At 39.8% G+C, this 14,422-nt stretch carries 14 protein-coding genes and 1 pseudogene; 9 read left to right on the top strand and 6 right to left on the bottom strand.

All coding sequences use genetic code 11. The annotated features are described in order from the left end of the window. The first annotated feature begins 3 nt into the window (after positions 1-3). The 5 genes from NYR17_RS03100 to gcvP all read left to right on the top strand — a co-directional run bounded on the left by NYR17_RS03100 (position 4) and on the right by gcvP (position 6,090). Positions 4-984, top strand: coding sequence for a hypothetical protein (locus NYR17_RS03100; RefSeq protein WP_302506322.1), 981 nt, complete (start codon positions 4-6; stop codon positions 982-984). Positions 985-1,064: 80 nt separating this feature from the next. Then, positions 1,065-1,565: a thiol peroxidase gene (gene tpx, locus NYR17_RS03095; RefSeq protein ID WP_302506321.1), complete on the top strand. Its 501-nt coding sequence runs from the start codon at positions 1,065-1,067 to the stop codon at positions 1,563-1,565. A 47-nt stretch (positions 1,566-1,612) separates the two neighbouring features. Beyond that, positions 1,613-2,242 carry an NAD(P)H-binding protein gene (locus tag NYR17_RS03090; RefSeq protein WP_302506320.1) on the top strand — a complete coding sequence of 210 codons (630 nt, stop codon included), beginning with the start codon at positions 1,613-1,615 and terminating at the stop codon, positions 2,240-2,242. 14 nt (positions 2,243-2,256) lie between these two features. Beyond that, on the top strand, positions 2,257-2,937 hold the full coding sequence (locus NYR17_RS03085) for a J domain-containing protein (protein ID WP_302506319.1): 681 nt from the start codon (positions 2,257-2,259) through the stop codon (positions 2,935-2,937). A 294-nt stretch (positions 2,938-3,231) separates the two neighbouring features. After that, the gene (gene gcvP / locus NYR17_RS03080; RefSeq protein WP_302506318.1) at positions 3,232-6,090 is read left to right on the top strand and encodes an aminomethyl-transferring glycine dehydrogenase; all 2,859 of its coding nucleotides are present in this window, start codon (positions 3,232-3,234) and stop codon (positions 6,088-6,090) included. A 107-nt stretch (positions 6,091-6,197) separates the two neighbouring features. Here the strand turns inward: gcvP and NYR17_RS03075 are convergent. The 3 genes and pseudogenes from NYR17_RS03075 to NYR17_RS03065 all read right to left on the bottom strand — a co-directional run. Then, a pseudogene (locus NYR17_RS03075) lies at positions 6,198-6,506 on the bottom strand (DJ-1/PfpI family protein); the annotation flags it as partial. A gap of 12 nt (positions 6,507-6,518) precedes the next feature. Beyond that, positions 6,519-6,887, bottom strand: a complete 369-nt coding sequence (locus NYR17_RS03070) for a hypothetical protein (protein WP_302506317.1) — start codon at positions 6,885-6,887, stop codon at positions 6,519-6,521. A 177-nt stretch (positions 6,888-7,064) separates the two neighbouring features. Then, a complete protein-coding gene (locus NYR17_RS03065) occupies positions 7,065-8,219 on the bottom strand; it encodes an OmpA family protein (protein WP_302506316.1) in 1,155 nt (384 codons plus the stop codon). A gap of 238 nt (positions 8,220-8,457) precedes the next feature. On the opposite strand from NYR17_RS03065, the gene NYR17_RS03060 reads away from it, so the two are divergent. From NYR17_RS03060 to NYR17_RS03045, 4 genes are all read left to right on the top strand, one after another. Further along, on the top strand, positions 8,458-9,588 hold the full coding sequence (locus NYR17_RS03060) for an acyl-CoA dehydrogenase family protein (protein ID WP_302506977.1): 1,131 nt from the start codon (positions 8,458-8,460) through the stop codon (positions 9,586-9,588). A gap of 96 nt (positions 9,589-9,684) precedes the next feature. Next, positions 9,685-10,155: a nucleoside triphosphate pyrophosphohydrolase family protein gene (locus NYR17_RS03055; protein ID WP_302506315.1), complete on the top strand. Its 471-nt coding sequence runs from the start codon at positions 9,685-9,687 to the stop codon at positions 10,153-10,155. An 11-nt stretch (positions 10,156-10,166) separates the two neighbouring features. After that, positions 10,167-10,841: a thioredoxin gene (locus NYR17_RS03050; protein WP_302506313.1), complete on the top strand. Its 675-nt coding sequence runs from the start codon at positions 10,167-10,169 to the stop codon at positions 10,839-10,841. Continuing rightward, positions 10,838-11,452 (top strand): DUF4230 domain-containing protein, encoded by a 615-nt coding sequence (locus NYR17_RS03045; protein ID WP_302506311.1) that lies wholly within the window; start codon positions 10,838-10,840, stop codon positions 11,450-11,452. The genes NYR17_RS03050 and NYR17_RS03045 overlap by 4 nt, the downstream gene beginning before the upstream one ends. A 46-nt stretch (positions 11,453-11,498) precedes the next feature. Here the strand turns inward: NYR17_RS03045 and rimM are convergent, their stop codons facing one another. The 3 genes from rimM to NYR17_RS03030 all read right to left on the bottom strand — a co-directional run bounded on the left by rimM (position 11,499) and on the right by NYR17_RS03030 (position 14,422). Next, positions 11,499-12,020: a ribosome maturation factor RimM gene (gene rimM / locus NYR17_RS03040; protein WP_302506309.1), complete on the bottom strand. Its 522-nt coding sequence runs from the start codon at positions 12,018-12,020 to the stop codon at positions 11,499-11,501. A gap of 14 nt (positions 12,021-12,034) precedes the next feature. Next, on the bottom strand, positions 12,035-12,586 hold the full coding sequence (locus NYR17_RS03035) for a 30S ribosomal protein S16 (RefSeq protein ID WP_302506308.1): 552 nt from the start codon (positions 12,584-12,586) through the stop codon (positions 12,035-12,037). A 96-nt stretch (positions 12,587-12,682) separates the two neighbouring features. Beyond that, a complete protein-coding gene (locus NYR17_RS03030; RefSeq protein ID WP_302506307.1) occupies positions 12,683-14,422 on the bottom strand; it encodes an ABC transporter ATP-binding protein in 1,740 nt (579 codons plus the stop codon).

Raw genomic sequence — 14,422 nt, 5'->3', positions numbered from 1 at the left:
CTTATGAAAACAAAATCTCAATTTCAACATTTATCCCCAATGAACCGTCTTTTCACCCTATGGCTATTAATTTTAATGCCTACCCTATTTTTTGCCAAAGACCGCGATAGCCTCAGCGGGCGCCCAGCATTTACGGCACCTTCTCTTCTCTTAGATGATGATTGTGATGCTTGTGGTTGCTCCGTGGGTAGCGCTTCTTCTGGGTTTGAGAGCATTCTAAATCCGCAGTTTATCGGTATCAAGTATTTGCACCAAACTTACGCCTCTAAAGCCAATGTTTTAGATGCGGATTACAACATCCCTGAGCATTATAATACCGTGCAGCTCTGGAGCAGAATTCCTGTCGCTTCAAAAATAGACCTCTACGCCAGCCTGCCTTATCACTTTCATCAGCGAGAAACCACGCCTCAACAGACGCTTTCTGGCATTGGAGATTTGTCCACTTCTGTTATTTATAAAATTGCATTGGATAGCGCACAAGTCCACCGCCTTCATATTGGCGCAGGCGTTAAAATCCCGATCGCTAAATTTGATGAAGCCTCGGCGCAGTCGTACAATCCGAGTTTCCAAAGGGGAACAGGCAGCTGGGATTATTCCGCTATTCTCAACTATACTTTCCTCCGCGAACAGTGGGCGCTGGCATTCTCTACAGACTACACCTTTAAAACCCAGAATAAAAAATACTACCGCTTCGGCGACCAGTGGAACACCTCATTAACAGGTTATTACATTCATAATTTTCAAAATTTTACCCTATCACCGAGGTTGGGTATTGCAACAGAAAAATACCTCCCAAATGTACAAGTCGGCGAGAAAATTCCGCATACGGGTGGCTACATCGTTTTAAGTAAAATAGGCGCCGAGGTGGCATTTAAACGCTTTAATATTGGGGTAGAAAGCCAACTTCCGCTCAAATCTGCGCTGTCTGATGGTTATGTTCGCATCCGAAACCGACATTCTCTCTATGTGAATTTCAATCTGTAGCCAAAGGCTCTGGGCACCGCTATTTTGTGTTTTAATTTTTTATCCTTACCTTTGGTTAAATTTTAAAATACAAAACCATAATGGCAACCATTACATTAAAAGGAAACGAAGTACATACCTTGGGCGAGCTGCCTGCAAAAGGGGCAGAATTAAAAGATTTCACTTTGGTTAATGCAGATTTAGCCGAGAAAAAACTCAGCGATTTTGCGGGTAAAAAGAAGATTCTCAACATCTTCCCAAGTGTAGACACTGGCGTTTGTGCCGCCTCTGCAAGGAAATTTAATGTGGAAGCATCACAATTAGACAACACGGTGGTGATTAACATTTCTAAAGATTTACCTTTCGCCTTAGGAAGATTTTGCGCGGCAGAAGGCTTGGACAATGTAGAAACACTTTCGGATTTTAGAGGACACTTTGGCGAAGATTATGAGGTAACCCTAAAAGATTCTCCGCTAAAAGGTTTGCTCAGTAGAGCAGTCATCGTTACCGATGAAAACAACCAAGTGATTTACACAGAACAAGTGCCAGAAATCACCCAAGAACCTAACTACGAACAAGCTTTGGCAGCTTTAAAAGCTTAAAAAACACCCATCGCCTCCCCGCGAGGCGATTTTTTTATGGATTGATAATGAAAAAAGCAATAGTAATTGGCGGAACGGGCGCCACAGGCAAAAGCCTCCTCAAAATATTAGCGCAATCTCCCACTTATACTGAAATCCGTGCTTTGGTGAGAACGCCCAAAACTGAAATAGACCCACGCATCCAGCAAGTACAGGTAGACTTCAATCATTTGAATGAATACCGTGATGCCATTTTTGGCGATGTGGCTTTTTCGTGCTTGGGAACAACGCTAAAAGCCGCAGGAAGCCAAGAAGCACAATGGAAAGTGGATTATGAATACCAGTTGGAATTTGCCAAAATAGCCAAGCAACAAGGCGTTTCCACCTTTGTTTTAATGTCTTCTAAAATGGCTAATGCACAGTCTTCTAATTTCTATGTGAAGATGAAAGGGCAGTTGGAAGATGCCATCACCGCTTTGGATTTCCCTACCCTTATCATATTAAGACCCAGCCTTTTACTCCGACCAAACACCGACCGTTTTGGCGAAAAAGTATCGGCAGCACTACTCAAAATTCTCAATAGCATTGGACTTTTTAAAGCCTATCAACCCGTGCGTGTAGAAAGGGTGGCACAAGTGATGGTAGACGCCGCCAGCACCTATCACCACGGCGTTCATATTATAGAACCTGTTGTATAAACCGCTGTTTTTCTATGAAAAATTATTATTATTTTTTAGGGATCAAAGAAAATGCAACTTCGGAAGACATTAAAAAAGCCTACCGAAAACTTTCGCTGAAATACCACCCTGATAAGAATGATAATGATGTATTTTTCGCAGAACGCTTTAAGGAAGTGCAAGAGGCTTACGAAACGCTTTCTCAACCCGAAACAAGAAAAATCTATGACCAAAATTTGGCTCAAGCACAGCGTTTCACTTATTCTAATCTACCACCTTATATTAAAAGCTTTCAGTCCAATAAAATACGCGCCAAGAAAGGCGAAGAAATCATCCTATCGTGGCAAACTCAGAACGCCGATTTGGTTAAAATAATGCCATTTGGATTAGAAAAATCGTATGGTGAGCGGCGGTTTAAAATCACGGAATTTGATAGCAAAGGCGAGTTTCACCTCCTACTGAATGCCACCAATACTAAACTCCACAAAACGGTGGCTAAAGCCATTGTCATTAAAGAACTTAGCGGTGAATCCGTACCAGAAACGCCTAAAAACCCGCAACAGACGGTTTATTTCACCTATAAAAAAACGAAAAAACGCCAACCTTTACCCTTTTTGGTGAAATTCCAATGGGCACCGCCCATATGGTTATGGGTATTTATTTTAGCTGTTTTGGTTTATAGCCTCATCACTGCCCTACGGCATTTTTTAAGCTAACTTAAGCCGACCTGGACATTTTTTGCAGCGCTTGCCTTTTTTGAATTTTTTACAGCATTTTTTCTTTCCACAAAACAATTCTGGCTGGGCACTTCCTGCATACACAGAGGGCAACGGTGGTACTTTAAATGGTATTACACTAGCCTTCATAAGGCAAAGATAATACAATTTATAATAATTACAAATAAAAATAAATTTTATTCGTGGTAAAAAATTAAAAATTCAAATTGTGGTATATGCTAAAAAGTTGTAAATTTACGAACTTAAAAACGAGAAAAAATCTAATTAAAAAATATGAATACACAAGCGTTTGTTAATCGCCACATTAGTATCAATGAAGAAGACCAGAAGGCTATGCTTCAAAAAATAGGCGTTGCCTCTATGGAAGAGCTCATCTCTCAGACCATTCCTGCAGAAATACGGACAGAAAAAGAACTAAGCATTTCGGAACCTTTATCAGAGTACGAAATGCTTTTGCATTCTAAGGAGCTGGCAGCCAAAAATCATTTGTTTGACACTTATATTGGCTTCGGTTATTATAACACCATACTCCCTTCTCCCATCCAAAGAAATATTTTTGAAAATCCCAGCTGGTACACGGCTTATACACCTTACCAAGCCGAAATAGCCCAAGGGAGATTAGAGGCTTTGCTCAACTTCCAAACGGTAGCGGCAGAACTCTCTGGATTTCCGCTCTCTAACGCTTCTCTTTTAGATGAAGGTACCGCCGCTGCAGAAGCTATGCATATGTTTTTTGAAAGCCGAACTAAGGAGCAAAAAAAGAACGATGCATGCCATTTCTTCGTTTCAGATTTGGTATTCCCGCAGACCATTGCCGTATTAAAAACTAAGGCGGAAGGCTTGGGCATCACCATCGTTATCGGCAACCACGAAACGCAAGCCATAGATGAGCAGTTTTTTGGGGCTTTATTGCAATACCCAGGGAAAAACGGCGCCGTGATAGACTATACCGATACCATTGCGCAATACAAAGAGAAAAACCTGCAAGTGGCTGTCGCTTGTGATCCTTTGGCATTGGTTAAATTAAAATCGCCTGCCGCTATGGGGGCAGATTGCGCTGTGGGAACTACACAACGCTTCGGTATTCCTATGGGCTATGGCGGACCTCACGCGGCATTTTTCACTTGTAAAGAAGTTTATAAAAGAGATATTCCAGGGCGAATTATTGGGGTTTCGCAAGATATGTACGGCAAAAGAGCCCTCAGAATGGCGCTCCAAACCAGAGAACAGCACATCAAGAGAGAAAAAGCCACTTCTAACATCTGTACAGCGCAAGTTTTATTAGCCGTAATGGCGGGGATGTACTGCGTTTATCACGGTCCTCAGGGATTAGCCAATATTGCTAATCGCATTCATTATAAAGCCAATGCCGTAGCAGAAGCACTTAAAATTTTAGGCTATGATGTGGTGGAAGAACCAACTTTTGATACGGTTAAAATCCAACTCAGTGAAGAGGAAAAACAAGCCTTAATGATGCTGATGAGAGGTCAAAATATCAACCTTAATTATTTTACAGAAGGGATTGTCAGCCTTTCCATCGATGAAACATCCATTGAACCTAAACTCCAAAAATTGGTAGATGCTTTTGCTAATTTCAAAGCCAAACAAAGCTTTAAAATCAACATTAAAGAAGAAAATACCATTCCTCAATCTCTATTGAGAACAGATGAAATTCTTAAAGAGGAAGTTTTCAATAAATACCATACGGAAACAGAACTGATGCGCTACATCAAGCGTTTGGAAAGAAAGGATTTATCCCTCACCCAATCGATGATTTCCTTAGGTTCTTGTACGATGAAGCTCAATGCAGCTACAGAAATGTTGCCTTTATCTTGGGCAGAATGGGGCGCTGTGCATCCTTTCGTGCCAACAGAGCAAGCGGGCGGTTACCAACTGATGATTAAAGAATTAGAGAAAGACTTAGCCGAAATTACAGGCTTTGCGGGGACTTCTCTACAGCCTAACTCTGGCGCACAAGGCGAATATGCAGGGCTAATGGTCATTAGAGAATACCATAAATCTAAAGGCGAAGGGCATAGAAATATCATCCTTATACCACAGTCGGCGCACGGCACTAACCCAGCTTCTGCAGTGATGGCAGGAATGAAAGTGGTGGTGGTAAAAAATCTTGAAAACGGAGAAATAGACTTTGAAGATTTAAAAGCCAAAGCAGAGCAACACAGCGAAAATCTGTCTGCGGTTATGATTACCTACCCCTCTACTTATGGATTTTTTGATCAAAATATCAAAGCCATTACCCAGCTGATCCACGACCACGGCGGACAAGTCTATATGGATGGCGCCAATATGAACGCTCAAGTAGGCTACACCAGTCCTGGTATCATCGGTGCTGATGTTTGCCACTTGAATTTACACAAAACCTTTGCTATTCCTCACGGCGGCGGCGGTCCTGGTGTAGGTCCCATCTGCGTAGCCGAGCATTTGGTTCCGTTTTTACCTTCTAACCCTAATATTAAGGTAGGCAGTGCCGAAGCCATCGATGCGATTTCTTCCGCACCATACGGCTCTGCATTGGTACAGAACATTTCTTATGCCTACATCAAAATGTTAGGGACCGAGGGGCTTAAAAAAGCGACAGAACACGCCATATTAAATGCTAATTATTTAAAAGATGTGCTAAAAGAGCATTACCCTATTCTCTACTCTAACCAGCATGGGCGCGTGGCTCACGAGTGTATTGTAGACTTTAGACCATTCAAAGCCTTGGGTATTGAGGTGGCAGACATCGCCAAACGATTGATGGACTACGGCTTCCACGCACCTACGGTGAGTTTCCCTGTGGCAGGCACCTTGATGATTGAGCCTACGGAATCCGAAAGTAAAGAAGAATTAGATCGCTTTGCCGAAGCATTAATTTCCATCAAAAAAGAGATTGATGAAATTGCAGAAGGTAAAGCCGATGCTAAAAATAATGTTCTCAAAAATGCACCACACACAGAGCAAGTGGTCATTTCTGATGCTTGGGATAAGCCTTATAGCCGAGAAAAAGCCGCCTACCCTCTGGATTGGGTGAGAGAGCATAAATTCTTCGCTTCTGTATCTCGCGTAGATGAAGCCTATGGCGATAGAAATTTGGTCTGCACCTGCGAACCGATAGAAAGTTATATGTAACGATGACTTCATTTTAATAAAAAATCCGTATTCAAAAGAGTACGGATTTTTTTTTTGATTATCGGAATATTTCGCTTTTTATTGATAAAAAATTGAAGTGGGAAATCTTATTTTTCTAATTCCTTAGCGAGTACTTTTGCCATTTCTTTTGAGCTAAATGGATTTTGCCCTGTGATGAGGTTGCCATCTACCACCACCTGAGAAGTCATCGGAATAAAGGCTTTTTTATAAATAACGCCTCTGGTTTTCAATTCGGCTTCTAAGTTGAATGGTACTTCTTTTTTTCTTCTGGCAATACTTTCCTCAAACCAATCAAAACCAGTGAGTTTTTTATCTTTAATAAGATAATTGCCATCGGACATCTTGACATTCAATAACCCACCGACACCGTGGCAAATGGCTGCCACTTTCTTGCCGCTTTCATATTGTTAAGCGATGATACTCTGCAAGGTTTTATCATTCGGGAAATCATACATCGTGGCGTGACCGCCCGCCAAATAAACGCAATCAAAAGATTCGTTTTCTACCGAAGCTAAACTTTTAGAATGGTTGAGTTCCGCCATAAAATCTTGATTTTCATAATAATCTTTTGTGATTTTATCCAGCACCAAAGGCTTTAAACTTTCTGGATCAATAGGGACTTTGCCGCCTTTGGGACTGGCAATTGTTACTTCCCAATTTTTTTCTTTTGCTGTATGGTAAATATGTGTGAGTTCACTCAGCCACAAGCCTGTTTCTAAGCCACTGGTATAATGCGCAACATTGGTTACAACCAAGAGAAGCTTTTTTCTATTCATCGTATTTTATTTAGTGCAAAATTAGTTTAATTTTTTAGAATTAAAGCCGTAGATTTTAATCGTTAAAGTAAAAGTTTTCACAAAGAAAAAAAATAACCATAAAAAAGTTCGGCTATCCTTGGATAGCCGAACTTTGCTTTATATTATGATAAAGTCTAATCTTATTATATCATCAAATTAGAAGCTGAATGTTACTCTTCTTGCTAACTGACGAGCATCTGCAGTTCTTTGGTTGATAGATTTATCTTCACCAAGACCTTTTGCAGAAATTCTTGAAGCATCAATTCCAGCTGCAACTAACAATTGTTTTACATTATTAGCTCTTCTTTCTGATAATCTTTGGTTATAGCTATCGCTACCTAATTCATCAGCGTAACCAACTAATTTGATTGTTGCAGAAGGATTTTCTTTTAAGTACTTAATAACAAACTCATTAGCCCACATAGAACCTGCTTGCGGACGGTCTACATTGAAATCAAAGTAAACGCTTACATAACCATTTTTGATAAGGTCAGCCGCGATGTCTCCTGAAGGAGATTCTGCGTTGTAACCTTTCTTAGCGTAGTTAGCTTCAAGGTAAGATTCTACAGCATCTGGTACATTGTTACCGTTCTCATCACGAACTGTATTTTTAAGTTGCTGTACATCATTTTCAAGTTGAGTTAATCTCTCTTCAAAATCGTTTTTAACTACTGGCTCTACATACCAATCGGCGTGCTTTTCAGCTTTACCTAAAGCAATGCTAAGACCTGCAGTCGCTGTGAATTTAACTCCTTGGATACCTCTTCTTGTTGTTTGAGAATAAGTATCAAAAGTGTTTTGCTGTCTTCCATTAAGATAAACAGAACCATCAGCAAATAAAGTTACTCTCTCAGAAAGTTTGATTTGAGGAGAGATACCAGCCACACCAAATGCGATTTGATCATCACTTTTTAAGTTATCACTGCTTAATCTTCCGTAACCGAAACCTGCGTGTGTTAATAAACCTAAGCTTGAAGTCCAAGTTTCAAAGTTTAATACGCGCCCAAGGTTAACATAACCTTGTAAGTTCACATTCCAAAGTGAAGATTCAAAAGTTTTTTTGCTATCGTCGCTATTTTTAAAGCTATCGTAACCTCCACCTAAACGGATACCAACTTTGTTGCTGAACATATAACGGATACCTCCATCCACAGTCCAAAAACTTGGTGTAGAAGTAAAACTTCCTGAAGACATCTGCGCTACAGGCTTGTTTACACCACCATTAACATCAATTGACCACTTGTTGTAATCTTGAGCTTGGCTGCTAAGTCCTACTAAAACTAAAGCCAAAGCTGCTAATTGCTTTTTCATAAATGAGTATTTTTTAAATATTTATGTTGCAAAATTAATAAATTATTTTAACCCCACAAACTTTAATTATTTTATTTTTGTAAATAAAAAAAACAATCAATATCAAAACCTTATAACAAAACCCATTCTATATTACTGATAAACTACTATTTACAGATTTAAAATTATTTTACCACAAAAAACTTCTTTTATTTAAATAATTTATTTATATTTGGGGCAAATAAATTTAATTGTAATGATGAACACAGAAAACTTAAAAATGATCGCCGAGACTGCTCGTGATTTTGCTGAAAAAAATATCCGCCCCAATATTATGGAATGGGATGAAAGCCAAACTTTCCCTGTGGAGCTCTTCCATCAGTTAGGAGAAATGGGCTTTATGGGCATCGTGGTTCCTGAAGAATACGGTGGCTCTGGACTTTCCTATCACGAATATGTGGCTATCATTGATGAGATTTCTCAAGTAGATCCTTCCATTGGGCTTTCTGTTGCCGCACACAACTCCCTATGTACCAACCATATATACGAATTCGGAAACGAAGAACAAAGAAAAAAATGGCTCCCTAAATTGGCTTCTGGTCAAGTGATAGGCGCTTGGGGATTAACCGAGCACAATACTGGCTCTGATGCTGGTGGAATGAACACCACCGCTGTAAAAGATGGCGATGAATGGGTCATTAACGGGGCTAAAAATTTCATTACACACGCTATTTCGGGAGATATTGCCGTGGTGATGACCAGAACGGGAGAAAAAAACACCTCTAATAATGCCACCGCTTTTGTTTTAGAAAAAGGAATGCCAGGCTTTACCTCTGGTAAAAAGGAAAATAAATTAGGAATGCGCGCCTCAGAAACGGCTGAACTTATCTTTGACCAAGTTAGAGTACCTGATTCTCATCGTTTAGGGCAAGTGGGCGAAGGTTTTAAACAAGCACTTAAAATTTTAGATGGCGGTAGAATTTCCATTGCAGCACTGAGTTTAGGTATTGCCAAAGGCGCCTACAAAGCCGCTTTAAAATACGCCAAAGAAAGACATCAATTTGGAAAAGCCATTGCTAACTTCCAAGCCATTAACTTTATGTTAGCCGATATGGCAACGGAAATTGATGCCGCAGAACTCTTGATCCATAGAGCCGCCACCATGAAAAATGCTAAACAAAAAATGACCAAAGAAGGCGCTATGGCAAAACTATACGCTTCCGAAGCTTGTGTAAGAATTGCCAATAACGCTTTACAAATTTTCGGCGGATATGGTTATACCAAAGACTTCCCTGCCGAAAAATATTATAGAGATGCCAAGCTCTGTACCATTGGCGAGGGCACTTCCGAAATTCAGAAATTGGTGATCGGTAGAGAGATTACAAAATAGTCTCAAATCCTCCAAAATGATAAATTATTAAGGCACCGAAAGATTTTATTCGGTGCTTTTTTTTATCTTTGTTGAAATTTTTAAGAGAAACACAGAATGGAGCAATTAGATAGCCTCAACCAGGTGGCAGAATTTCATAAAACTTTTAATGCCCCTATTTTAGACACGCCGCAAATCCCTTCTCCATCGAGATGCGAACTGCGGGTAAGCCTATTACAAGAAGAACTCAACGAACTAAAGCAAGCCATAGAAGACCAAAATATCGTGGAGGTGGCAGATGCCCTTTGTGATTTACAATATGTCCTCAGCGGTGCCGTTTTAGAATTCGGTTTGGGGGAAAAATTTGTAGAATTATTTAACGAAGTGCAACGCTCTAATATGTCCAAAGCTTGTGATGATGAGCAACAAGCCCAAGAAACTGTAGAGTTTTATAAAAACACCAAAGGCGAAGATGCCTATTATGAAAAATCAGGAGACAAATATAATGTACACCGCAGCAGCGACCATAAAGTACTCAAAAACAAATATTACTCTCCTGCCGATTTAAAATCCATTTTAGAACCATAATTAATACCACAATGATAAAAAAAATCAACCACATTATCGTACTGACCATTATTTTCTCTGCACTATTTTCTTGTGGCGTAAGTGAAAAAGTAGTGGTTAACAGACAAGTTAATTCCGAAAAAGACGGCAAAATTTTATTAGGACAACAGACACTCAGCCAGTTTCAAAAAGAACCTTTTAAAACTTGGTATGATGAAAGTTACGCCAACTACGATTCCGACAAAACCACATTGGCAATGCTCGGGAAATCGCTAAACAAATACAACCTTAAAGTCTTTGTAGGCACTTGGTGCGAGGACAGCCACAGAGAATTCCCAAGGCTGATTAAAATTTTGGAAGAGCTCAAATATCCTATGAGCAAAATGAAAATCATCGCCCTAAGTAGAAGAATGGAATCTCCTGAAAGCGAAGAACTCACTTACCACATCAACCGAGTGCCCACCATCGTTATAGAGCGCTATGGCAAGGAGGTTGGCAGAATTACCGAATATCCAGAATCTGGTTTCTTAGAGCAAGATTTATACAATATTGTGAAGCAAGATGGCGGCATCAAAACCAAAAAAGCCAAAGCTAAGAAGGAAAAAAAACCTAAAAAAGAGAAAAAAGTAAAGGAAAAGAAAGAAAAGAAACCGCGCGAAAAGAAAACCAAAAAGAAGAAAAAATCAAAATCTAATACAGAAAATTGAAAAATATAAAATACATCATCGGATTTATTTCTGGTGCTTTACTAATGCTCCTCATCTTTTTTGCTTGGCGCGGCATAACCGCAAAAGCTGAAGATGAGGTGGTTAGTGATTATTACCTCATCAACAATCAAATTTCTAAGATGAATAAATTGGTGGTGGTAGAGCAAGATTTCTCCAGCCTACAGCGCACCAGTATCAAATCCGAACTCTTGGGAAGCCGCTATCTGCCCGTATCTGAGAAGAAAATATTAACACTCACCAAAACCAACGCACAGGTCAGCTACAACCTCTCCCAGATGAAAATAGAAGTGGACAGCACGAATAAAAAACTCATCATCAAAGCCCTACCAGAGCCTAAAATCAAGATTACACCGAGTGTGGAAATCCAATCTATGGACGACTCGTTCTTTGACCGATTTGATGAAAAAGATTTGAAAAAAATCACGGAAAATGCGAAACAGCAAGCCTATAAAAGCGTAGATCAAAAGCAACTCATCGCGCTAAGCAAGACCCAATTACTTAAAAACCTCAACGAGATTTTTGTCCTCACTAAAGCACTCCATTACACGATTGTTGATGAAACCCAAAGCATCCCATCTCATCTTTATTAAATCTTTATCAATAAAAAAAATAAGGAAAATTTAAAAATTTAGAGATTTATTCAAAAATCTCTAATAAACCTTCCGGTAGGTTCATCGTAATTTGGTGGTTTTCTCGGTCTACAGAGGTTATCCAATCTTTAATAATCGGGATAATCACTTCCTTTCCATCCCGATCTAAAATGAAATAATGCTGTGCCGTTTGGTCGTTAATTGCCTTTATAGTACCACACAAATGCCCATTTTCATCATAAATTTCAAAGCCTAATACCTCGTGATAGTAAAACTGTTTTCCTGTGAGCGGCGGCAGTGTAGAAAGTGGCAAGAACACGGATTTTCCCAAGCACTGATCCACCAAAGCCTCGGTGGCATTTTTGAAAAGAATAATCTTAGTATCCGCTTTTTGCCATTGTTGTTTTTCAATAAAAAAAGGAACCAATAATCCGTTGATTTCAACGAATATTGATTCCAATTTTTGATAAAATTCGGGTTGATCTGTATCTAATTTCAAGATAACATTCCCCGAAAGACCGTGCTTACGAGTGATTTTGCCAAGGAAATAGCAATCTTCTTTTCGCATCGATTGTTGTTTTTTTAAGCCTCTGGAGCCTCTTCTGCAGGAGCTTCGCCTTGCTCTTCTACTGCTGGTTCTTCAGCCGCTGCCTCAGCTTCTGCTGCCGCCTTAGCTTCTTCTTCAGCTTGTTTTTTAGCGTTTAATCTGGCTTCGTTTACTTTTTCCTCTGCCTCTAAAGCTGCTTTTTTAGCCTCTTCTTTAGATTTAGCTAAGCTGTCTTTTTTACCTTGAATTCTGGCTTCTTTCTCTTCTAACCAAGCGTTAAATCTTCTTTCCGCTTCAGCTTCATCAAAAGCACCTTTGGCTACACCACCTTGTAAGTGTTTTTTGTAAAGGGCTCCTTTGTAAGAAAGAATTGCTCTGGCAGTATCCGTAGGTTGAGCACCTTTGTTTAGCCATTCTACAGAAGCATCTACATCTAATTCTATAATAGCTGGGTTAGCTACAGGATTGTAAATTCCTAATTTTTGGATAAATTTACCATCTCTTTTAGCTCTGGCATCCGCTACTACGATGTGATAAAAAGGCTTTCCTTTTTTACCGTGTCTTTGTAATCTAATTTTTACTGACATATTTGATTGTTTTTATGGGAACTCGTCCCTGTTAATATTTAAGGCTGCAAAGATAATTTTTTTTTATCTATTCTACAACATACCGCAATTATTTTTTTATTTAAGCTGAGAGCGGTACAGCAGAGCATAATAACCGCCTTGAGCCAACAGCTCTTGGTGCGTTCCTGTTTCCACGATTTTCCCCTTATCCATCACGATTATTTTATCCGCATTCACAATGGTGGAAAGTCGGTGAGCTATAATAATAGAAGTTCTATCTTGGGTAATTTTCTCCGTGGCTTTTTGGATAAGCTTTTCACTCTCGTGGTCTATGGAAGAGGTCGCTTCATCTAAAATTAAAATTTTAGGGTGACTTAAATACGCTCTTAAAAACGATAACAACTGCCGCTGTCCCAAAGAGATAGAAGATCCTCGCTCACTCACCATATACTGATAACCGCCTGGCAAGCTCTCTATAAACTGGTCAACCTCTATTTCCTTCGCTACTTTTTTTATTTGCTCTAAGGTAATACTTTCATCACCCAAGGTTAAGTTTTCAAAAATAGAACCGTGGAAGAGGAATACATCTTGCAAAACTACGCCAATATGTTGCCTAAGACTATACAAATCATAATCTCTGAGGTCTACCCCATCTAACAAAATCTTCCCAGAATTAACATCATAAAAGCGTGTAATCAGGCTGATAATGGTAGATTTACCCGCACCTGTTGCCCCTACAATCGCTACCGTTTCGCCAGGGTTGACTTTAAAGCTGATGCCCTTTAGAACCTCCTGTTTATCATCATACGCAAAGTGAACTTCCTTAAAATCAATCGCGCCTTTTACATCGGTTAAGATTTTAGTCCCATGGTTAGGCATTTCTTCATTTTGGTCTATCACGCCCAGTACCCGCTCTGCACCTACCAATCCACGCTGTATATTATTAAAGCGGTCAGCAATCTGCCGAAGCGGTCGGATGAGCATACTTACAAACTGAATAAAAGCAATTACCTCCCCTGGCGTTGCATTTTGCTTATAGAGGGCATTATACCCTGCATAGAACAGGATTAACCCAATAAACACCGAGGAAATCAACTCCACCACAGGGAAGAACAGCGAGAAATAAAACACCGTTTTTAGGAGCGCCGCTTTCAGCTGCCCATTGATGGCATCAAACTTCTTAAACTCCGCCTCCTGCCGATTAAACACTTGGATAATGGACATTCCCGATAGCCGTTCCTGTACAAATGAATTTTGAGTCGCCGTCCACTGGCGCTCATCGCCGAAGGTTTTCTTTAATTTCTTTTGAAAAAACCGCGTGATGAGCATCATCAATGGTAAAATCGCTAAAGCCACAAAGCTCAGGTGCGTGTTCACATTAAACATCGCGACCAAAACCATAATAATACGGAGCACATCGCCAAACACCATTAAAAAACCATCGGTATAAACGGTAGCTATGGTTTCCACATCGCCTACGGCACGAGTGACCAGTTGCCCAATCGCAGTTTTATCAAAAAACGAAACCTTAAAATAAATCAGCTTATGGTAGAGGCGCTCGCGGATATCCCGCATCACATTCTGAGAGATGTAATTAGACAAAAACACCAAAAAGAAATTGAGAAAAGTCTCTGCCACCACCAGACCTATTAGCCAATAGACATCGTGGAGGAGTAGCGTGTTGTCTTTCCGCTGCATAATATCATAATCCACCACATTTTTGGTTAAAATAGGGCGATAGGTAGATATCACAGCCAAAATAATAGAAATCAGTAGCGCTAAAACAAACCAACGCTTAAATTTCATTCCGATAAAAAAGAGCCGTTTAATCAGCTGCCAAGTATTTTGTTTTTTCAT

Origin of the sequence: Riemerella columbina (assembly GCF_030517065.1) — a bacterium.
GTDB lineage: Bacteria > Bacteroidota > Bacteroidia > Flavobacteriales > Weeksellaceae > Riemerella > Riemerella columbina_A.
The sequence above is the reverse complement of the archived record's forward strand: the minus strand, read 5'-3'. Positions and strand labels throughout refer to the sequence as shown.